The 19723-nt window shown below is 69.0% G+C and carries 19 protein-coding genes; 14 read left to right on the forward strand and 5 right to left on the reverse strand.

Annotation, left to right across the window (positions count from 1 at the left end; all coding sequences use genetic code 11):
* Window positions 1–22: 22 nt before the first annotated feature.
* The gene (locus tag ACTIL2_RS12880; RefSeq protein WP_442337869.1) at window positions 23–211 is read right to left on the reverse strand and encodes a hypothetical protein; all 189 of its coding nucleotides are present in this window, start codon (window positions 209–211) and stop codon (window positions 23–25) included.
* An 81-nt stretch (window positions 212–292) separates the two neighbouring features.
* Here ACTIL2_RS12880 and ACTIL2_RS12885 point away from each other — a divergent pair, with 81 nt between their 5' ends.
* The 3 genes from ACTIL2_RS12885 to ACTIL2_RS12895 all read left to right on the forward strand — a co-directional run bounded on the left by ACTIL2_RS12885 (window position 293) and on the right by ACTIL2_RS12895 (window position 5071).
* On the forward strand, window positions 293–2668 hold the full coding sequence (locus tag ACTIL2_RS12885; RefSeq protein WP_442337870.1) for a helicase-associated domain-containing protein: 2376 nt from the start codon (window positions 293–295) through the stop codon (window positions 2666–2668).
* Window positions 2669–2758: 90 nt separating this feature from the next.
* Window positions 2759–4405, forward strand: a complete 1647-nt coding sequence (locus ACTIL2_RS12890) for a DNA repair helicase XPB (protein ID WP_442337871.1) — start codon at window positions 2759–2761, stop codon at window positions 4403–4405.
* Between the two features lie 24 nt (window positions 4406–4429).
* Complete coding sequence (locus tag ACTIL2_RS12895; RefSeq protein ID WP_442337872.1) at window positions 4430–5071, forward strand: DUF3239 domain-containing protein; 642 nt, start codon at window positions 4430–4432, stop codon at window positions 5069–5071.
* Here the strand turns inward: ACTIL2_RS12895 and ACTIL2_RS12900 are convergent, their stop codons facing one another.
* Window positions 5072–5668 (reverse strand): DinB family protein, encoded by a 597-nt coding sequence (locus tag ACTIL2_RS12900; protein ID WP_442337873.1) that lies wholly within the window; start codon window positions 5666–5668, stop codon window positions 5072–5074.
* Between the two features lie 155 nt (window positions 5669–5823).
* Here ACTIL2_RS12900 and ACTIL2_RS12905 point away from each other — a divergent pair, with 155 nt between their 5' ends.
* From ACTIL2_RS12905 to ACTIL2_RS12920, 4 genes are read left to right on the forward strand one after another with little or no spacing between them, the layout of a single operon-like run.
* Entirely contained in the window at window positions 5824–6579 is a 756-nt protein-coding gene (locus ACTIL2_RS12905; RefSeq protein WP_442337874.1) for a 5-oxoprolinase subunit PxpA, read from the forward strand.
* Window positions 6576–8108: a carboxyltransferase domain-containing protein gene (locus ACTIL2_RS12910; RefSeq protein WP_442337875.1), complete on the forward strand. Its 1533-nt coding sequence runs from the start codon at window positions 6576–6578 to the stop codon at window positions 8106–8108. Before ACTIL2_RS12905 ends, ACTIL2_RS12910 begins: the two co-directional genes overlap by 4 nt.
* Window positions 8105–9874 carry an acetyl/propionyl/methylcrotonyl-CoA carboxylase subunit alpha gene (locus ACTIL2_RS12915; RefSeq protein WP_442337876.1) on the forward strand — a complete coding sequence of 590 codons (1770 nt, stop codon included), beginning with the start codon at window positions 8105–8107 and terminating at the stop codon, window positions 9872–9874. The genes ACTIL2_RS12910 and ACTIL2_RS12915 overlap by 4 nt, the downstream gene beginning before the upstream one ends.
* 25 nt (window positions 9875–9899) lie before the next feature.
* The gene (locus ACTIL2_RS12920; protein ID WP_442337877.1) at window positions 9900–10523 is read left to right on the forward strand and encodes a GntR family transcriptional regulator; all 624 of its coding nucleotides are present in this window, start codon (window positions 9900–9902) and stop codon (window positions 10521–10523) included.
* Here ACTIL2_RS12920 and ACTIL2_RS12925 read toward each other — a convergent pair whose 3' ends face one another.
* Window positions 10524–11318, reverse strand: a complete 795-nt coding sequence (locus ACTIL2_RS12925; protein WP_442337878.1) for a putative hydro-lyase — start codon at window positions 11316–11318, stop codon at window positions 10524–10526.
* A gap of 2 nt (window positions 11319–11320) precedes the next feature.
* On the reverse strand, window positions 11321–12577 hold the full coding sequence (locus tag ACTIL2_RS12930; protein WP_442337879.1) for an NRAMP family divalent metal transporter: 1257 nt from the start codon (window positions 12575–12577) through the stop codon (window positions 11321–11323).
* A 157-nt stretch (window positions 12578–12734) separates the two neighbouring features.
* On the opposite strand from ACTIL2_RS12930, the gene ACTIL2_RS12935 reads away from it, so the two are divergent.
* Window positions 12735–12971 carry a hypothetical protein gene (locus ACTIL2_RS12935; RefSeq protein WP_442337880.1) on the forward strand — a complete coding sequence of 79 codons (237 nt, stop codon included), beginning with the start codon at window positions 12735–12737 and terminating at the stop codon, window positions 12969–12971.
* The gene (locus tag ACTIL2_RS12940; RefSeq protein WP_442337881.1) at window positions 12964–13392 is read left to right on the forward strand and encodes a TA system VapC family ribonuclease toxin; all 429 of its coding nucleotides are present in this window, start codon (window positions 12964–12966) and stop codon (window positions 13390–13392) included. The genes ACTIL2_RS12935 and ACTIL2_RS12940 overlap by 8 nt, the downstream gene beginning before the upstream one ends.
* A gap of 29 nt (window positions 13393–13421) precedes the next feature.
* Here the strand turns inward: ACTIL2_RS12940 and ACTIL2_RS12945 are convergent, their stop codons facing one another.
* A complete protein-coding gene (locus ACTIL2_RS12945; RefSeq protein WP_442337882.1) occupies window positions 13422–14429 on the reverse strand; it encodes a hypothetical protein in 1008 nt (335 codons plus the stop codon).
* 20 nt (window positions 14430–14449) lie between these two features.
* On the opposite strand from ACTIL2_RS12945, the gene ACTIL2_RS12950 reads away from it, so the two are divergent.
* From ACTIL2_RS12950 to ACTIL2_RS12970, 5 genes are all read left to right on the forward strand, one after another.
* Window positions 14450–15652, forward strand: coding sequence for an aminotransferase class I/II-fold pyridoxal phosphate-dependent enzyme (locus ACTIL2_RS12950; protein ID WP_442337883.1), 1203 nt, complete (start codon window positions 14450–14452; stop codon window positions 15650–15652).
* Window positions 15653–15669: 17 nt separating this feature from the next.
* A complete protein-coding gene (locus ACTIL2_RS12955; RefSeq protein ID WP_442337884.1) occupies window positions 15670–16878 on the forward strand; it encodes a cobalamin-independent methionine synthase II family protein in 1209 nt (402 codons plus the stop codon).
* Window positions 16879–16890: 12 nt separating this feature from the next.
* Window positions 16891–18093: a cobalamin-independent methionine synthase II family protein gene (locus ACTIL2_RS12960; RefSeq protein WP_442337885.1), complete on the forward strand. Its 1203-nt coding sequence runs from the start codon at window positions 16891–16893 to the stop codon at window positions 18091–18093.
* Between the two features lie 50 nt (window positions 18094–18143).
* Window positions 18144–19169: an iron-siderophore ABC transporter substrate-binding protein gene (locus tag ACTIL2_RS12965; RefSeq protein ID WP_442337886.1), complete on the forward strand. Its 1026-nt coding sequence runs from the start codon at window positions 18144–18146 to the stop codon at window positions 19167–19169.
* Between the two features lie 25 nt (window positions 19170–19194).
* Window positions 19195–19723, forward strand: a 529-nt coding sequence (locus tag ACTIL2_RS12970) for an ABC transporter substrate-binding protein (protein WP_442337887.1), incomplete at its 3' end; no start/stop codon positions are given.

Here is a 19723-nt window from a genome sequence, read left to right on the forward strand (position 1 = left end):
GACCCCCGGTGAGCGAAGGCTCCTACTGGTTGATCACCGTGTACGGGTGCACGTAGTTGAGCTTCTCGGCCGGGACCGGGAGCTCGATATCCCCGAAGGGGCTCAGCGCACCGGCGTCATCGGCGATGAGTTCGGTGACCGCATGCTTGCCCTCCGGCAGGTCCTGCGGCCAACCCGGGTCAACGAAGTGCTTCTTCTTGTTCTCAGCCATACCTGGAATCATTCCACATCCGCCCCCGTCACGGCGACCTGTCACCCGGGTGCGGGTAAAATCTCCTTCGTTATGCCTACCGTGCCCACTGCACCTGCCGTGCCTGCCTTCCCCACCTACGCCGAGTGGCTCTCCGGCCACGACGATGACGTCCTCGTCGACCTGCTCTGGCGTCTCCGCGCATTCCACGGCTTCCACGGCAGCACCGGGGGCTCCCGTGACATCCTCGGTGCCGTCACCGACATCGCCGCCCTCCGCCGCCTCACCGCCGTTGACCTGGCAGTACTCCATGCCCTGGTCACCTCTGGCGCGGCGGCTGCCCCGGTCGGCACCGACGACGTCACCGCACGGCTCACCGAGCTCTGCGACATCGCCGGGACGCAGGCCCCGCAGCGGCCGGACGCGGCCACCGTCGCCGGCACCATCGGCACCCTGGCGACCTGGGGCCTGGTCTACGGGCCGGGGCTGTCCCTCACCGGGGGTGGGGGTCCGGGCAACGACCCCGGGTCAATGATGGTCCCCGGGCACATGCCCCCGTTGTTCGCCGGGACCACCGACCTCCCCTGGCTCCTGGTCGACGGGTACCGCTGCCCGGTCCCCACCGAAGAGTTGCCGGGGGTCCTGGAGGATCTCCCGTCCCGCCAGCACCGGCTCCTGGAGACCCTCGGGGTGTCCGGCGGGATCGGCCACTCCGCCACGTTGAACGACCCGGAGCGCCCCCTGGCGAAGATGGTTGCCGCGGGCCTGCTGGACCAGCTCGACGACCAGACCGCACGGTTGTCCCCGCGGGTCGCCGCCGCCATCGCCGGACTGGTCGTCCCGTCCCCCGGTGGCGACTTCACCCGCCCCGCCAACCCCGCGGACGTCCACCCCGACGATCGGACGGACGCATCGGCCGTGTCCCGCGCGGTCGAGACGGTCCGACTGGTCACCGATGTCCTCACCGAGGTGGGACGCACTCCCCTGCGCCCGCTCGCCGCGGGCGGCGTCGGGGTCCGGGAGGTCTCCCGGCTGGCCAAGGTGCTGGCGGACAAGGACTCCCCGGAGGCTGTCACCGATGCCCTGGTGATGTGCCGCCACGCGGACCTGGTCGCGCGCGGACTGCCGTTGCCCACACCCCAGGGGAACACGGGCACGGGCGACCACTGGGCCGTCACCGACCGGGGCGTCCGGTTCCTGTCGGCGCCGTTGGCACGCCGGTGGGCGATGCTGCTGGACGGGTGGCGGGACAGTGCCCATGCCGCGTGGCTGGCGGATTCGCCGGACGCCCACCTGCTCCAGGAGTCGCTCGACCTGCCGGAGGTCGCCGCACTGCGTGGAGTGACGGCGGATGTCCTGGTCAACAACACCGGTGACCGGTCACCGGCCGACCTGCTGTGGCGTCTGCGCCCCTCGGTGGCCGCCGTGACCACCACGGAATCACTGGACGGCGTCCTGTCCGAGTCCGTCAGCCTGGGACTGTCGGCGGACGGGGCGCCGTCCTCCGTCGCCGTCACCCTCACCGCGGACGGTTCCGAGAGCGATCTCGCGGAGGCGCTGGACGGCATCCTCCCCGATCCCGTGCGCATGCTGATCATCCAGGGGGACATGACCATCCTCGCCCCGGGGCTGCTCGACACCGACACCGAGCGGCAGCTGCAGGTGTTCGCCGACGTCGAGTCCACCGGCATGGCGAGTGTCTGGCGGGTCACCCGGGAATCCATGCAGCGCGCGGCGGAGGGTGGCGGGGACGCCGGCGAGATCGAGTCCTTCCTTCGCTCCATGGCCCCCGAGATCCCGCAGTCGCTGCACTACCTGATCCAGGACACCTTCCGGAACCACGAGCGCGAGGAGCCGGTGGTGGGCTCCACCGCGGCCAGTGTGCTGACTGTCCCGGACGCGGCCACGATGGACACGATCATGGCCACACCCGCAGCCGCCGAGACCGGGCTGCGCCGGATCGCCCCCACCGTCGCCATCAGTTCCACCCAGTTGTCGCAGGTGGTCGAGGCCCTCGAGGACGACGGGGTGCAGATCTCCGTGGAGGGGGACTCCGCACATGTCAGCGGCCCCGGCGCGCAGGGCCTGCTGTCCGTGGTCCCGGACCCGAACCGTCCCGCCCCCTCCAGGGACGAGGTCAGCGACCAGTTGGCCGGGGCGGTCGAGTCCTTCCGCCGGGCACGGCAGGCCGACCTCGACGGCACCGGCGGAGGGGCCGGGCACGGCAATGGCGCGGACGGCACGTCCGGGGAGACGGTCCGGGAGCCGCGGGAGATCATGGCCGCACTGCGGCGCGCCTACGACCACGGCACCCAGGTCGAGGTCAGCTACGTCGACGCCGCCGGATCCGCCGTCCGGGACTGGATCTCGGTGGTGACGATGAGCCCGGTCGCCATCGTGGCCGTGACGGAGGCCGGAGGGCGGTCCCTGCAGATCCAGCCGCACCGTGTCGCCTGGGTCACCACGCCCGGTGCCTGACCGGGAGAGCCCGGCTTCCCACCCGGCCTCCCGCTGCATGACCGCGTAGAATGGCCAGGTTGCAGCCATCAAGTTAAGGAGTACACCGAAGTGGCGTTGGGAGACGGACCGCTGATCGTCCAGTCGGACAAGACCGTCCTGCTGGAGATAGGCCACCGGCAGGCGCAGGAGGCGCGCACTGCGCTGGCCCCGTTCGCGGAGCTGGAGCGCGCGCCCGAGCACGTCCACACGTACCGCATCACCCCGTTGGCACTGTGGAATGCGCGGGCCGCCGGCCACGATGCCGAGCAGATCGTCCACGTCCTGGAGACGTACTCGCGTTTCCCCGTCCCCCAGCCACTGCTGGTGGACGTCGCCGAGACGATGGACCGCTACGGTCGGCTGATCCTGGCCAACCATCCCGCCCACGGGCTGGTGCTGGAGTCGAAGGACGCCGCGGTGCTCGCCGAGATCCAGCGGCACAAGAAGATCAAGCCGATGCTGGGCGAGAGCATCGACGACGACACCGTCATCGTCCACCCGTCCGAGCGTGGACGCCTGAAGCAGGAGCTGGTGAAGGTCGGCTGGCCTGCCGAGGACCTCGCCGGCTACGTCGACGGGGAGGCGCACGCCATGTCCCTGTCGACGGAGGTCGAGGACTGGCACCTGCGCGACTACCAGGAGATGGCGGCGGACTCCTTCTGGGCCGGCGGGTCCGGGGTCGTCGTGCTGCCCTGTGGCGCCGGCAAGACCATGGTCGGCGCGGCGTCGATGGCGAAGTCGCAGACCACCACCCTGATCCTGGTGACGAACACCGTCGCCGGGCGCCAGTGGAAGGACGAACTGGTCCGCCGCACCACCCTGACCGAGGACGAGATCGGCGAGTACTCCGGGGAGCGCAAGGAGATCCGCCCGGTCACCATCGCCACCTACCAGGTCGTGACACGCCGGACGAAGGGCGAGTTCCGCGCGCTGGAGCTCTTCGATTCCCGCGACTGGGGGCTGATCATCTACGACGAGGTGCACCTGCTGCCCGCCCCGGTGTTCCGCATGACCAGCGACCTGCAGTCGCGTCGGCGCCTCGGCCTCACCGCGACCCTGGTGCGCGAGGACGGCCGGGAGGAGGACGTGTTCAGCCTCATCGGACCGAAGCGCTACGACGCCCCGTGGAAGGACATCGAGGCACAGGGCTGGATCGCCCCGGCCGACTGCACCGAGGTCCGCGTGCAGCTGGGCGAGTCCGAGCGGATGGTCTACGCCACCGCCGAGCAGAACGAGAAGTACCGGCTGGCGGCGTGCTCCCCGGTGAAGAACCGGATCGTGCGCACGATCCTGGACCAGCACCCGGATGAGCCGACACTGGTGATCGGCGCCTACATCGACCAGCTCGAGGAACTCGGCGAGGAGCTGGACGCCCCGGTCATCGACGGCCGCACGACCACCCACCGCCGACAGGAGCTCTACGACGCCTTCCGTGCCGGGGAACAGCGCGTCCTGATCGTGTCGAAGGTCGCGAACTTCTCCATCGACCTGCCCGGCGCCTCGGTGGCGGTTCAGGTGTCCGGCACGTTCGGCTCACGCCAGGAGGAGGCGCAGCGGCTGGGACGGATCCTGCGCCCGAAGCCGGACGGCAGCCCGGCGTATTTCTACTCCGTCGTCGCACGTGACACACTGGACGCCGACTACGCCGCCCACCGTCAGCGGTTCCTCGCCGAACAGGGGTACGGCTACCGCATCATCGATTCCGTCGACCTGTAGATCTGACCTGTAGAAAGAGTTCCCGTGACCACGTTCGACTTCCCCGTGGACGAGTCCTTCGCCCGCAAGCACAACGAGTTCTTCCGTGATTCCCGGCGCTTCCAGTGGTCCGCCGGGATCCTCGGCGGCATCCTCGTTGTCGGTGCGGCGATCCTGATGATCGTGGTGGCCGAGCCGTGGGCCGTGATGCTGGGCATCGCCGTGCTGGTGCTGGCTGTGGTGTGCTTCGTGATGGTCCCGGTGATGCCCCGGCAGCTGGGCAGCCCGCAGCAGTACTACGACACCTACGATCTGGCGCCGACGGTGATCGCCCAGGTCAATCCGCGGGACGTGGTGCTGATGGCACTGGTGGACACCGCCGTGCCCGGCTCGGGCTCGGCGTCCCGGCCCGCGCTCGCACTGCGGACGGTGACCTCGATCCCCGGCATCAACCGGACGGTCGGCGAGCGGGTGCCGTCGATGGCGGTCACCGGGATGCGCACTGCCCGTGACCAGGGGCACTGGCAGGAGATCTCCCCGATGCCGGTGGCGTGGGGGACGCAGGACCGCTCGGTGATCGCCGCCGCCGAGGAGGCTATCCCCTCCCGCGACTGGGAGAAGCTGGAGGAGCTGATCCCCCGGCTGGAGGACGTGCAGAAGACCCGCCGGTTCCTGCTGGAGCTGTAGCTACCGGTACCGCCCGGCAATGCGCTGGAGCTTTCCCACGTACGCTTCCCAGTCCACTCCGTCCGGGATGTTGGTGTTGTCCTCCCTCATCCCGATCCCACCGTCCAACCGCTCACGGAGGATGTCGGCGTGCCCGGCGTGGCGCGCGGTTTCCGCGATGACGTGCGTGGCGATCTCGCCCAGGCTCTTCCGGTTCCTCTCCGGCGGCCAGTGCTGGACCATGCCGAAATCAGCCACGGTGAACATATCGAAGGTCTCGTTGGAGAACGCCCAGACCCGGCGGTAGAAGTCCACGACCTGCTCCACGGTCTCGTCCTCTGCCACGTAGAAGTCGATCTGGGGGTCGTCCATCGCCTGCCCGACGGTGATGACCTCCTCCCCGACCGGCCATTCACGGCCGAAGGTCTCGCCGAAGTAGCCCATCTCGGTATGGGCGGCGTGTTTGACCAGACCGGCGAGGCTGACGCCTGTCCCGGTGAGGGGACGCCGGGCGTCGTACTCGGTGACGCCGTCGAGCTTCCACACCAGGGCGTCCCGGCTGGCCTGGAGGTAGCGCAGCAGGAAGCCGCTCACGTCGACGGGTTCCGTGGCATTCATTCCCCCATAGTGGCCCACCCCACACGACCTGTCCATCGCGTATCGCGGAGAAGACTCACCGTGCGCTACGCCACACCAGCCACTACACTGAGGACCACAGCTGTGATTGTTCAACAATCGGGTCGACCGCGGAAGCCCGGAAGGAATGAGGAACCATGACCACCATCGACCTCAACGCCGACCTCGGCGAGACCACCAACGGCATCGCCGTCGCCGACGACCCCGCCATGGTCGCCCTGGTCTCCAGCGCCAATGTCGCCACCGGGTTCCACGCCGGCGACCCCCACGACATCGCCGCCACGGTGACGGCCGCAGCCGAACGCGGAGTCACCGTCGGCGCACACATCGGCTACCGTGATCCAGCCAACTTCGGACGCACCTTCCTGGACGTCGACCCGTCCCGCCTGGCGGACGAGGTGCTCTACCAGATCGGCGCACTGGACGCGCTGGCCAAGGCACACGGAACCCACGTCAGTTACGTCAAGCCGCACGGTGCCCTCTACAACGCCATCGTCCACCACGAAACGCAGGCCCAGGCGGTCGTCGACGGAATCCGCGCCTTCGGCGAGCTGCCGGTGATGCTGCTGCCCGGCAGCATCGCCATCAACCTGGCCGAGCGCAAGGGCCTGAGGGCCATCCGGGAGGCCTTCGCCGACCGCAACTACAACCCGGACGGCACCCTGGTCCCCCGCACCCAGGACAACGCGGTGATCCATGACGCCGACGCCGTCGCCAGCCGCGTCCTGCAGGTGGCCACCACCGGCTCGGTCACCGCCGTCGACGGAACAGAGCTCCAGGTCCAGGCTGAATCGGTGTGCGTGCACGGCGACTCCCCCGGTTCAGTGGATCTGACGAAGGCGATCGTCCGGCAGCTCGGCACGGACGGCATAGACATCCGGAGCTTCCTGTGACTGTCCCCGTCCACGCGGTCGGCACCCGCGCCGTCCTGGTTGATCTGCCGGATCTCACAACGGTCATGGCCTGGCATGCCGCGCTGACCGCGTCCCCGCTGCCCGGGCAGACCGGGGTGGTCGCCGCCGCCCGCACCGTCCTGGTGCAGTTGGATTCAGCGTCGGCCAGCCGCCGCGCCGCCGAGGAACTCCCGGGGTTCCGTCCCGCGGATGCCGCACCGTCCTCCCCTAAGGAGGTCACCGTGGACGTCCACTACGACGGGGAGGACCTCGCCGAGCTGGCCTCCACCCTCGACATGTCCACCGGGGCGTTGATCGACTGGCACACCTCCACAACCTGGGTTGCGGCGTTCGGCGGCTTCGCACCGGGCTTCACCTACTGCGTTCCGCAGGACGCGTCCCTGGGGCTCACCGTGCCCCGCCGCTCCAGCCCGCGTACCACCGTGCCCACTGGCGCAGTGGGCCTGGCCGGGGAGTTCTCCGCGGTCTACCCACGCACCTCCCCCGGCGGCTGGCAGCTCATCGGCACCACCGCCGACAGGTTCTGGGACACGGATGCTGAACCACCCGCCCTGCTCAGCCCCGGCGACCTGGTCCGTTACCGGGCCATCCGGGAGACGGTCGAGGCAACGTCCGGATCAGCCCCGGCGACACCGGGCGACAGCACGCCCAGGCGTCCCGCCCTGCGTGTCGACGACACCGGCCTGCAGACCCTGATCGAGGACCTCGGACGCCCCGGCTTCGGCGATCTCGGTGTGACGACCTCGGGTGTGGCCGACCGCGCGTCCGCCCTCGCCGCCAACTCCGCGGTCGGCAACACCCGCACCGACGGCGTCCTGGAGAACATCGGTGGGGTGGGCCTCACCGCGCTGGTGGACACCGTCGTCGCCGTCACCGGCGCGAACGCACCGGTCACGATCGGGCGGCAGGACGCAACACCCGGCGTCCCGCTGCTGCTCACCGCAGGGTCCACCCTGACCGTGGGCCCGGCGGCCACGGGCCTGCGCAGCTACATCGCGGTGCGCGGCGGTGTGGCCGGGCAGAGGGTTCTGGGATCGGTGTCCACGGACCTGATGTCGGGCCTCGGCCCCGCGCCACTGGAGCCGGGGGACACGGTCAGCGCAGGTAGCGCACACGGGGCGGTCACACCGTCACCGACAACCGCGACCACCGTCGCCCCGGACGGTCCCGTCGTCCTGCGGATCATCCCAGGGCCCCGCGATGACTGGTTCGCCGGCGGTGCGGAGGCTCTGACCGGAAGGACGTGGCAGGTCAGCGGCACGTCCAACCGCATCGGCATCCGGCTGTCCGGCGAGCCGGTCGCCCGCACGAACGACGGCGAGATTCCCAGCGAGGGGATGGTCGCCGGATCCATCCAGGTCCCGCCTGACGGCACCCCGGTCATGTTCCTCCGCGACCACGCCGTCACCGGCGGCTACCCCGTGATCGCCACCGTGGTCCCCGACGACCTCGACACCGCCTCCCAACTCGCCCCCGGCACGGACATCACCTTTCAGGAGCTCCCATGACATCCACGACCACCACAGTGCTGATCGCCAACCGCGGTGAGATCGCCGTGCGCATCGCCCGGGCAGCCCGGGACCTCGGCATCCGCTCCATCGCGGTGTACTCCGAACCCGACGTCGGCGCGCTGCACACCCGTGTCGCCGACGAGGCGTACGCCCTGCCCGGCTCCACCGGGTCCGAGACCTACATGAACATCCCCGCGCTGCTCGATGTCGCCGCACGCACCGGCGCGGACTGCGTGCACCCCGGCTACGGCTTCCTCTCCGAGAACTCCGGGTTCGCCCGCGCGGTGCAGGACGCCGGCCTGACCTGGATCGGGCCGTCCCCGGACACCATCGACACCCTGGGGGACAAGGTCGCCGCCCGGCAGCTCGCTGAATCCGTCGGCGCACCGCTGGCACCGGGCACCTCCGAACCCCTGCAGTCCTGGGAGGAGGCCCGCGACTTCGCCGAGGAGCACGGTCTGCCGATCGTGATCAAGGCTGCCTTCGGTGGCGGTGGACGCGGCCTGAAGTTCGTTCGCGAGTCCGACGGTATCGACTCCATCGAGGACGCCTTCCTCTCCGCGGGGCGCGAATCGGCTGCTGCGTTCGGACGCACCGAGTGCTTCGTGGAGAAGTTCCTGACCGAGCCACGCCACGTCGAGGCGCAGGTGCTGGCAGACACCCACGGGAATGTCGCGGTGGTCGGCACGCGCGACTGCTCCACGCAGCGGCGCTTCCAGAAGCTGGTGGAGGAATCCCCTGCCCCCTTCCTGACCTCCGCCCAACGTGAGCAGATCACCGAGGGGGCCCGGGACATCTGCCGGGAGGCCGGCTACGTGGGCGCGGGAACGGTGGAGTTCATCGTCGCCGAGGACGGCACGGTCTCCTTCCTGGAGGTCAACACCCGCGTGCAGGTCGAGCACCCGGTCACCGAGGTGACCAGCGGGGTGGACATCGTCGCCGAGCAGTTCCGCATCGCCGCCGGTGAGGAGCTGGGTTTCCTGGGCGCCGACGGGGCCGATCCCGAGCCCACCGGCCACGCCTTCGAGTTCCGTCTCAATGCGGAGGACGCCGCGAACGGCTTCGTCCCGTGCCCCGGCACGGTGACCACGTTCGAGGTTCCGACGGGCCCCGGTATCCGGGTGGACGCCGGGCTCACTTCCGGGGGCACGGTCCCCGGTTTCTACGATTCTCTGCTCGGCAAGCTCATCGTGTGGGGGCCGTCGAGGGACGTGGCGCTGCGGCGTGCGGCGGCGGCACTGGACGAGTTCCGGATCGAGGGTGTGCGCACCGTCCTGCCGTTCCACCGGGACATTGTGAGGCATCCGGCGTTCACCGCGGAGGACTCCGAAGGCTTCGGCATCTACACCGACTGGGTCGACAACCAGTACGTCCCCGGCGCTGGAAACGACGTCAGCGACATCGAGGACGCCTACACCGAACGCACCCGGATCTCGGTGGAGATCGACGGTCGGCTGCACCGTGTGGGAATCCCCGCCGGGGTCCTCGCCCCGGCCGGCCCTGCTGGAACGTCCCCGACACCTGCACAGGACACCGGACCGTCCGATTCCTCCGGAGCCGCCGTCACCGCCCCTTTCGCGGGCACCATCGTGGAGTGGAAGGCCGAGGACGGCGCACGGGTCAGCGAGGGCCAGACCGTGGCCACCATTGAGGCGATGAAGATGGAACGCGCAGTGACCGCCCCGGTGGACGGCGTCCTCACCGTGAAGATGCAGGCCGGGACGACGGTCCAGGGCGGCGACGCGATCGGCACCGTGGGGTAGGGCCCGCCCGCTAGACTGGTCGACCATGCGTGCCCAGTCCGTTTCCACCCGTCTGCGTCGTGCCGTCTCCGCGGGCGAGTACCCGCCCGGCGCGAAGCTCAACGAGGTGGTCCTGGCCGGGCACCTCGGGGTCTCCCGTAATACCCTGCGCGAGAGTTTCGCGATGCTCGCCGCTGACGGCATCATCGACCGCATCCCGAACCGGGGTGTCTTCATCGCCTCCCCCACCGCCGGGGACATCCGTGACCTCTACCGTGAGCGGGCGGTCATCGAACCGGCGGCGCTGCTGTGGGGGGAGTTCCTCGATGTCGGGGTGCTCGACCACACCGTGTCGGACGCCGAACGCCACCTCGCGATCGACGACCTCAAGGAGGTCGGTCTGGCGAACCAGCGTTTCCACCGTGCGGTGGTCAAGGCAAGTGGTTCACAGCTGCTCGACGAGGAGATGGACCGGCTGCTCGCCCGGATGCGCCTGATCTTCCTGCTGGCGGAGAAGGCAGACCCGGATTTCCACCGGGCGTTCGTCCCCGTCAACCGGGGCACCGTCACGCTACTGCAGGCGGGTGACCGTCAGGCGGCCGCCGACGCCGTGCGCACCAATATCCGGGAGACCGGTGAACGGCTGCCCGGGTTGATCGGCACGGACTGATCACGGCACCTGGTAATCCACGTCGCGCGCGTCGGTGACCAGCATGTACCCGGGGCTGTGGGTGATCGCCAGCTCGGGCGCCGAGTTCATCACCACCGCCTGCGGGGTCACCCCACACGCCCAGAACACCGGAACAGTGCCGGGCCCGAGGTCCGCGGCAACGGGGGCGTCCCCGAAATCGGGGCTGTACAGGTCCTCGATCCCGAGCGCCGCCGGATCACCGACATGCACCGGCGCGCCGTGCACCGACGGGTAGCGGGAGGTGATGCGCACCGCGTCCGCCACCTGCGATGCCGGTACGGGGCGCATCGAGACCACCAGCGGACCGCCGAAGCGTCCCGCGCGGTTGGTCTGCACCGAGGTGCGGTACATCGGGACGTTGCGTCCCCGCGCAATGTGCGCGACCGGAACCCCGTTGTCCAGCAGTGCTGACTCGAAGGTGAAGGAGCAGCCGATCAGGAAGGACACGAAATCGTCCCTCCAGAGGTCCGTCACCTCGGTGACCTCATCGGTGAGCACCCCATCGCGGTACACCCGGTAGGACGGGATGTCGGTGCGGATGTCGCCGTCGGCAAGCAGTGCGGAGGACGTCTGCCCCGGCTCAAGCACATCCAGCAACGGGCAGGGTCTCGGGTTGCGCTGCGCGAAGATGAGGAAGTCGAAGGCGTCCTCCTTCGGCAGGGTGATCAGGTTGGCCTGGGCGTGTCCGGGCGCGTACCCGGGGGTCGGGACGCTCGTCCCGGCACGGAACAGTGCCCGGGATTCTGACGGCGAGAGGGTTGCGGGGTCAGTCATGGTCACTCCCAGAGCGCCGAAATGCCGGTCAGGGCATTCCAGGCGAGGTAGAACTCGACGATGAGGACGAGCACGCCGATGATCAGCAGCCACTTCGGGTACCTGTAGCCGTGGAGCAGGTCCGTGCGTTTCCATGCCACCCACAGCACCAGGGTGAAGGCGATCGGCAGGATGATGCCGTTGAAGGCACCCGCGAAGATCAGCAGGGTCTGAGGTGCTGTGCCGAGCAGGAGGTAGATCACGGCGCACACGGCGATGAAGGTCACGGTGAGGATGTTGCGGTTCCTCGGCTGGGTCTTCGTGGTGGTGACGAAGGTGATCGAGGTGTACGCCGCGCCGACCACCGAGCTCAGTCCGGCGGCCCACAGCACGATGCCGAACATGCGCAGTCCGACCTCGCCGGCCGCGTGGTGGAAGGCGTCCGCGGCAACGTTGTCCTCTGCCAGGGTGACGCCGGTGGCCACGACGCCCAGCACCGCGAGGAACAGCAGCACCCGCATCACACCGGTGATGATGATTCCCATGACCGAGGTTTTCGTGATCCGTCCGACGTTCTCCGGACCGGTGATACCGCTGTCGATGAGGCGGTGCGCTCCGGCGAAGGTGATGTAGCCGCCGACAGTGCCGCCAACCAGGGTGGTGATGACCAGGAAGTCGATCTCCTCCGGGACCACGGTGTTCTTCAGCGCTTCGCCGACCGGCGGATTGGACGCGATGGCGACGTAGAGCATGAGCAGGATCATCACCGCGCCGAGGATGATCATGATGCGGTCCAGCGCCACACCCGCCCTCTTGGACAGGAACACCCCGATGGCGATGAGGGCGGACAGCAGACCGCCGATTTTGGGGTCCGTCCCGAACATGGCGTTGGTGCCCAGGCCCGCACCGGCGATATTGCCGATGTTGAAGGCCATGCCGCCGATGAACACGAGGACCGCCAGGAACCACCCGAGCCCCGGCAGGACGGTGTTTCCGAGCTCGTTGGCCCGTTTTCCGGAGACGGCGAGCACGCGCCACACATTGAGCTGCACCGCGATGTCGATGACGATCGACATCAGGATGGCGAAGGCCAGTGCGGCGCCCATCTGGACGGTGAAAACACTGGTCTGGGTGAGGAATCCGGGACCGATGGCGCTCGTGGCCATCATGAACATTGCGCCGAACGTGGCCGCGCGTCCGGTGTTGGTCATGCCCTTGCGGGACGTGGTGGTACCTGCTTCGGCTTCAGCGGGCTCAGTGGACTCAGTGGGTTCAGCCATGGTGGCACCTTCTCGTCGTCGTGTGGTGCAGGCGACGTTATTGGATTGTTGAACAATCCACAACGCGAAACATGCAACTCCCGAGAGGTTTTACCCCTCCGTAACACCTGCGCTCCGACCTCTTGATGCGTGATGAGTGATGTTCTATCCTTGACGCATGAGGACCACTGTTGACCTCGACCCACGCGTACTCGCGGCGGCACGCGGAAGGGTGCGGTCCGGCAGGAACAGGACATTGGGCGAGGCACTGTCACAACTCGCCTTGAACGGACTCGAACACGAGAAGCACCGCCAGCTGCCCGAGTCAGACAGCTCCGGACTGTCCTTCTTCCCCTCGGTCCCGGGGCACGTCATCACCGGAGACATGGTCACCGAGGCCCTGGACGATGAGTGATCTCGAGCTCCCCGACGTCAATGTGCTCGTGGCACTGATGCATCCGAATCATGTCGATCACGACAATGCCCTGGCGTGGTTCAGCGCTGCGGAGCGTTTCGCCACCACACCGGTCACCGAGAGCGGCTTCCTCCGACTCGGGCTGAACCGTGCCGTCACCGGAGTCCAACTGGGCAGTACGGATGTGCTCGGCATGCTGGGCACATTGCGGTCCCGTCCGAACGCGGTATTCCTCCCGGACAACTCCACTCTCTCGGAACCCCTCGTGGACCTCGTCGGACTGTCCGGGCACCGACAGGTCACCGACCTGCATCTCGTGAACCTCGCGGCAACGAACAACGCCCTGTTGGTGACCTTCGACCACAGGATCGCCCCCACCCTCACCACCGCCGATCAATCACGGGTCCGCACGTTGCCGTAGCGTCCTCCCGCCTCGAACGCCCCACACCCCTACTGCCGCGCCAGCCACTCCGCGTCGTCACTGACACGGCGCCGCCACACGTCCGGGGCGCCGATCAAGTGCTCGGACAGGTAGGCGGCGAAGGAGTTCTTCGGGGCACACCGGTCGAAGTACTCCTTGACCTCCTCGGCTCCCGTACCCCGCGAGTCCTCCGAGGCCACGGAAACCAGGGACGGCACGTCCGCCAGCGCCGGCGCGTCCGCGTCCAGGGCAGGGGTTATCCGGGGCGACATGGCCAGCAGGAAGGCCGCGTCCTCCACCACGTCACGGGCCAGCCCGAAACCGGAACCGAAGGTGATCAACCCGACCCGCCCGGATGACCCCGTGGCACCGGAAACCAGATCCGCCGCCTGCTCCTGCACCTCCCGGAATGCCCCGGCCACCGCCGCCCGCGTCGCCTCCACGGAGGAGTTCGCGGCGTAGCCCGGCAGCGGGTACAGCAGGTCCACCACCGTCACCCCCGACTTCTCCGCGAGCGCGGCGAACAATGGCAGCCACAACTGCTCGTGTGTCTCGGCATCACCGAACCAACCCGGCCCGCCATGCAGGCTCACGGCCACCGCACCCGTGGGATGCGAGGGACGCAGCACTGTCCCGGGCAACCCCGCCACCGTCACCGGCGAGGTGTCCGGCCCCGTCCTCACGAACGCTGACGTGGGCATGGTGTGGTCGAGGCCCGCGCCGAGGGCAAGCAGGCTGCAGTGGGTGATCAGGTCCGGCACACGCGCCCACATCCGCTCGGTGTCGTCCTTGAGCTGCGTCAGTTCCGGGCCCGTCACCCCCGCACCCTCGTCCGTGGTCAGCGACCGCCAGATCTCCGGGTAGTTGTCCTCGAAGTAGTTCAGCAGCTGGGTGAGCTGCGCCCGCGGGCTCAGCCCCTCCCGGCCGGCCTGCGCGTCGACGGGATGCCCCTTGGGCAGGGTGGCGGGGTCGGTCTGCTCCACCGAGATGGTCTGGTCCGGGTGGATCCCGGTCGCTGTGATCGGCTGAATGGTCATCAGACCATACTATGGCTTCCATGGCTTCCAGATTCACACCCGCCCACCGGGTCGCCGGCATCGGCCCCACGATCTTCGCGACGATCACCGCCGAGGCGGTACGCACCGGGGCGGCGAACCTCGGTCAGGGCTTCCCCGACGAGGACGGGCCGGAGGAGATGCTCGCCCGCGCCGCCGCGGAGATCGCCGGCGGCAACAACCAGTACGGCCCCGGCCGTGGACTGCCCGGACTCCGTCAGGCGGTGGCAGACGACCGTGCCCGCCGGCTCGGCCACCGCTTCAGTGCGGAGGACGTCCTGGTCACCGTGGGGGCGACCGAGGGCATCGCCGCATCCGTCCTGGGCCTGGTCGACCGCGGGGAGAAGGTCGTCGTCCTCGAACCCACCTACGACGCCTACTCCGCGGCGATCGGCCTGGCCGAGGCGGTCCCGCGTCCCGTCCGGCTCAAGCTCGACGACGGCCACTGGCACCTTGACCGGGACGCGTTCGCCACCGCCGTCGCCGAGGGCCCCGCCGCACTGATACTGAACTCGCCGCACAACCCCACCGGCACCGTCCTGGGCCGCGATGACCTGGAGTTCATCGCCGAGACCATCCGCGGGACGGGCACCGTGGTGATCAGTGACGAGGTCTACGAGCGCCTCGCCTTCGACACGCCCCACACCGCCTTCGCGACCCTGGACGGCATGGCGGACCAGACCGTGACCCTGTCGAGCGCGGCGAAGAGCTTCAACGTCACCGGCTGGAAGACCGGGTGGGCGATCGCCCCGCCCCACCTGCTCGACGCGGTGACCGCGGCGAAGCAGTTCCTCAGCTATGTCGGTGTGACACCGCTGCAGCCGGCGGTGGCGTGGGCACTGGGCCATGCCGGTGACTGGAGCGACCGGTGGGCCCGGACACTGCGCGCCCGGCGCGACCGCCTGGCCGGGGTCCTGCGCGGCACCGGCCAGGATGTACTGCACAGCGACGGCACCTACTTCCTGGTCACCGACATCGCTCCGCTGGGCCTGGACGTCACCGGCGAGCAGTTCTGCCGGCACCTCCCGGAGGTGGTGGGGGTGGCGGCAATTCCGGTGAGCGCGTTCGTGGAGCAGCCGGACGAGCAGGTCACGACCCTGGTGCGCTGGACATTCTGCAAATCCGACGCCACCCTGGACCTCGCCGCTGAACGCCTGGCAACGCGTTTGCCGGGGGCGGAGCGGGGGCAGTTTCGGGACCAGTGAACCGCTCGGTCTACCATATGTCCATGACACATATCCGCACCACGCATGTGGGTTCCCTCCCCCGCACCCCTGAACTGACCGAGGCCAACCGACGCGTCACCGCCGGCGAACTCCCCCGCGAGGAGTTCCTCGGCCTGCTGCAGAGCAGCGTGGACGAGGTCGTCAAACGCCAGGTCGACCTGGGCCTGGACATCATCAACGACGGCGAGTACGGCCACCTGTCGTCCGGTGCCATCGACTTCGGCGCCTGGTGGACCTACGTCTTCCCCCGACTGTCCGGTCTCGAGCTCACCGACGAGGAGGAGCCGACCGTGCGCTCCACCCCGGGCAACATCCAGCTCACGAGCTTCCCGGACCGTCGCGACTGGACCCTTTTCCGCGAGGCCTACCAGGATCCGGAGTCCGGTGTCCTCGGCGGGAATCCGGGCGGTTTCACCCACCCCGCCATCACCGGACCGCTGTCCTACACCGGGCAGGACGCCGTCGCCACCGACGTCAACGGCCTGACCAGCGCCCTGTCCAAAGCCGGGCACTCCACCAGCGACGCCTTCATCGCCGCCGTCTCCCCGGGCTCCGGCGCACGGCTGCAGAACACGTTCTACGCCTCCGAGGACGAGCTGCTGGGCGCCGCGGCCGATGCCCTGCACGAGGAGTACAAGGCCATCACCGACGCCGGATTCACCGTGCAGATCGACGCCCCGGACCTGGCCGAGGCCTGGGACCAGATCAACCCCGAGCCCAGCATCGCCGACTACCAGGCGTGGATCGGCAAGCGCATCGACGCGATCAACCGCGCGCTGGAGGGCATCCCCCGCGAGAAGGCACGCCTGCACATCTGCTGGGGTTCCTGGCACGGCCCCCACACCACGGACATCCCCTTCGGCGCCATCGTCGAGCAGTGCCTCCGCGCCAATGTGGCGGGGCTGACCTTCGAGGGCGCCAGCCCCCGCCACGCCCACGAATGGCGGGTGTGGACCGAGCACCAGCTGCCGGAGAACACCCTGATCTACCCCGGTGTGGTCTGCCACTCGACCAACGTCGTCGAGCACCCGCGCACCGTCGCCGACCGGATCCTGCACTTCACCGACATCGTCGGCCCGGAGAACGTGGTCGCCTCGACAGACTGCGGACTGGGCGGCAGGCTGCACCCGCAGATCGCCTGGGCGAAACTCGAGTCACTGGTCGAGGGCGCCGCCCTGGCGACCCGCGAAATCAACGGAAGGTAGGAACCACCGCACATGACGACAATCCGCACGACCCACGTCGGCTCGCTGCCACGAACCCCGGAACTGCTGGAGGCCAACCGGCGCCGCGCGGCCGGGGAACTCCCGCAGGACGAATTCCTCGGCATCCTGCAGGACGGCGTGGACAAGGTCGTCCGCCGGCAGGCCGAGCTCGGTCTCGACATCATCAACGAGGGCGAGTACGGCCACGTCACCTCCGGCGCAGTGGACTACGGCGCCTGGTGGAACTACATCTTCTCCCGCTTCGGCGGGCTCACCATGACCGACACCGACCGGTGGGCGAACGCGGAGAAGGTGCGCTCCACCCCGGGCAACATCAAGCTCACGTCCTTCCCCGACCGCCGGGACCGCGCGGCGTTCTCCGCCGCCTACGAGGATCCGGAGTCGGGCATCTTCACCGGACGCGCCAAGGTCGGCAACCCGAAGTTCACCGGTGAGGTGACCTACATCGGCGGTGAGCAGGTCGGCGCGGACGTCCGGCTGCTCACCCACGCGCTGGACGCGGTCGGCAAGAGCACGTCGGACGGCTTCATCGCGGCAATCTCCCCGGGCTCCGCCGCACGGTTGACCGACGAGCACTACGGGGACGAGACCGCCCTGGTCAACGCCTGCGCCGCCGCACTGCACGAGGAGTACAAGGCGATCACGGATGCCGGGCTGACCGTGCAGATCGACGCCCCGGACCTGGCCGAGGCCTGGGACCAGATCAACCCGGAGCCCACGGTCGCCGACTACCAGGCGTGGGTCCGCATCCGCATCGACGCGATCAACACGGCGCTGGAGGGTCTGCCGAAGGACCGGACCCGGCTGCACATCTGCTGGGGTTCCTGGCACGGCCCGCACACCACCGACATCCCCTTCGGCGACATCATCGACGAGGTCCTGCGCGCCGATGTCGGCGGGTTCACCTTCGAGGGCGCCAGCCCCCGCCACGCCCATGAATGGAGGGTGTGGCAGGACCACGAGCTGCCCGCCAACTCGTTGATCTACCCGGGCGTGGTCTGCCACTCCACCAATATCGTGGAGCACCCGCGCACGGTGGCCGACCGGATCCTCAGGTTCGCCGAGGTCGTCGGCCCCGAGCGTGTCGTCGCGTCCACCGACTGCGGTCTGGGCGGGCGTCTGCACGAGCAGATCGCCTGGGCGAAGCTGGAGTCCCTCGTTGAGGGGGCGGCGATCGCTTCCCAGGAGCTGTAGGGGTAGGCTTCCCTGGGTCGGATATCCCTCACAGAAAGCCGCCCCACCTCATGCTGAATCGATCCCGCCGGACCCTCGCGGCACTCGCCGCCGTCGGCCTCACCGTTGGCCTCGCGGCCTGCTCCGATAACTCGGACGACAGCGCCGGATCCTCCGACGACGCCTCCCTCGTCGAAACTGAGGGCACGTTCCCCCAGACCGTGTCCACCAAGTTCGGCGACGTCACCGTCGATGAGCAGCCCACCCGCGTGGTCGCCCTGGGATGGGGCGACGCCGAAACCGCCCTGGCCCTGGGCGTGCAACCGGTCGGCGCGTCCGACTGGCTGAACTTCGGCGATGAGGGCCTGGGCCCCTGGATGGAGGACAGCGACACGGGTACGGCGGGCTACGATTCCGCCCCGGAGATCATCCAGACCGACGACGAGGACTTCGAGGCGGTCGCCGCCCTGGAACCGGATCTGATCCTGGACGTGAAGAGTTCCGGTGACGAGGCCCGCTACGACAAGCTCTCCGAGATCGCCACGACGGTCGGACTGCCCGACGGGGACGCGGACAGCTTCCTCACCTCGCCCAGCGACCAGACCAGCATGATCGCCACAGCACTGGGCATCCCGGAGAAGGGCGAGGAGCTCAATGACGCGCGCGCCGGGCAGTACGCCGAAATCACCGAGGAGCATCCGGAGTGGGACGGCCAGACAGTGTCCGCGATCGGCGCGTCCGACACCTGGGGCGTGTTCCTGGAGGGGTCGGCCCGCCTGGACCCGTTCCTGAACCTCGGCTTCACCCTGAACGACAGGATCTCCTCGGAGGATCCGGGGCCGAACGGCTTCTCGGTGTCCCTGTCCGACGAGAACCTGGCCGACGCAGACGCGGATGTTGTCCTGGCCTTCCCCATCGGCAAGGACAAGGCCGAGATCGAGGACAATTCCGCCTGGCAGCGGTTGGGCGCCACCGAGGACGGACGGTCCTTCGTGGTGCCCGACGAGATCTCCTCGGCGATCTCGCTGGGAAGCCCGCAGGCCTACGAGTTCGCCCTGGAGCAGCTCGTCCCGCTGCTGGAGGAGCACAGCAGGTAGAACAAGGTAGGGTATGCTCTCCTCTGTGAAAGCATTCCACGTGAACCGATCCCGCCAGACCCTCGCGGCACTCGCCGCCGTCGGCCTCACCGTTGGCCTCGCGGCCTGCTCCGATAACTCGGACGACAGCGCCGGATCCTCCGACGACGCCTCCCTCGTCGAAACTGAGGGCACGTTCCCCCAGACCGTGTCCACCAAGTTCGGCGACGTCACCGTCGATGAGCAGCCCACCCGCGTGGTCGCCCTGGGATGGGGCGACGCCGAAACCGCCCTGGAACTCGGGGTGCAGCCGGTCGGCGCGTCCGACTGGCTGGAGTTCGGCGGCGACGGTGTGGGGCCGTGGCTGGAGGGCGCCTACGACACCTCCCCCGAGATCATCGAGACCCTCGAACCCGGGTACGAGGAGATCGCCGCCCTCGATCCCGACCTCATCCTCGACGTGCGCAGCTCCGGGGAGCAGGAGCGTTACGACAGATTGTCCGAGATCGCGACGACAGTCGGGGTTCCCGAGGGCGGGGACTCCTACCTCACTCCCCGCGAGCAGCAGGTGGAGA

The sequence above is a fragment of the Corynebacterium sp. genome, from assembly GCF_052107835.1.
GTDB lineage: Bacteria > Actinomycetota > Actinomycetes > Mycobacteriales > Mycobacteriaceae > Corynebacterium.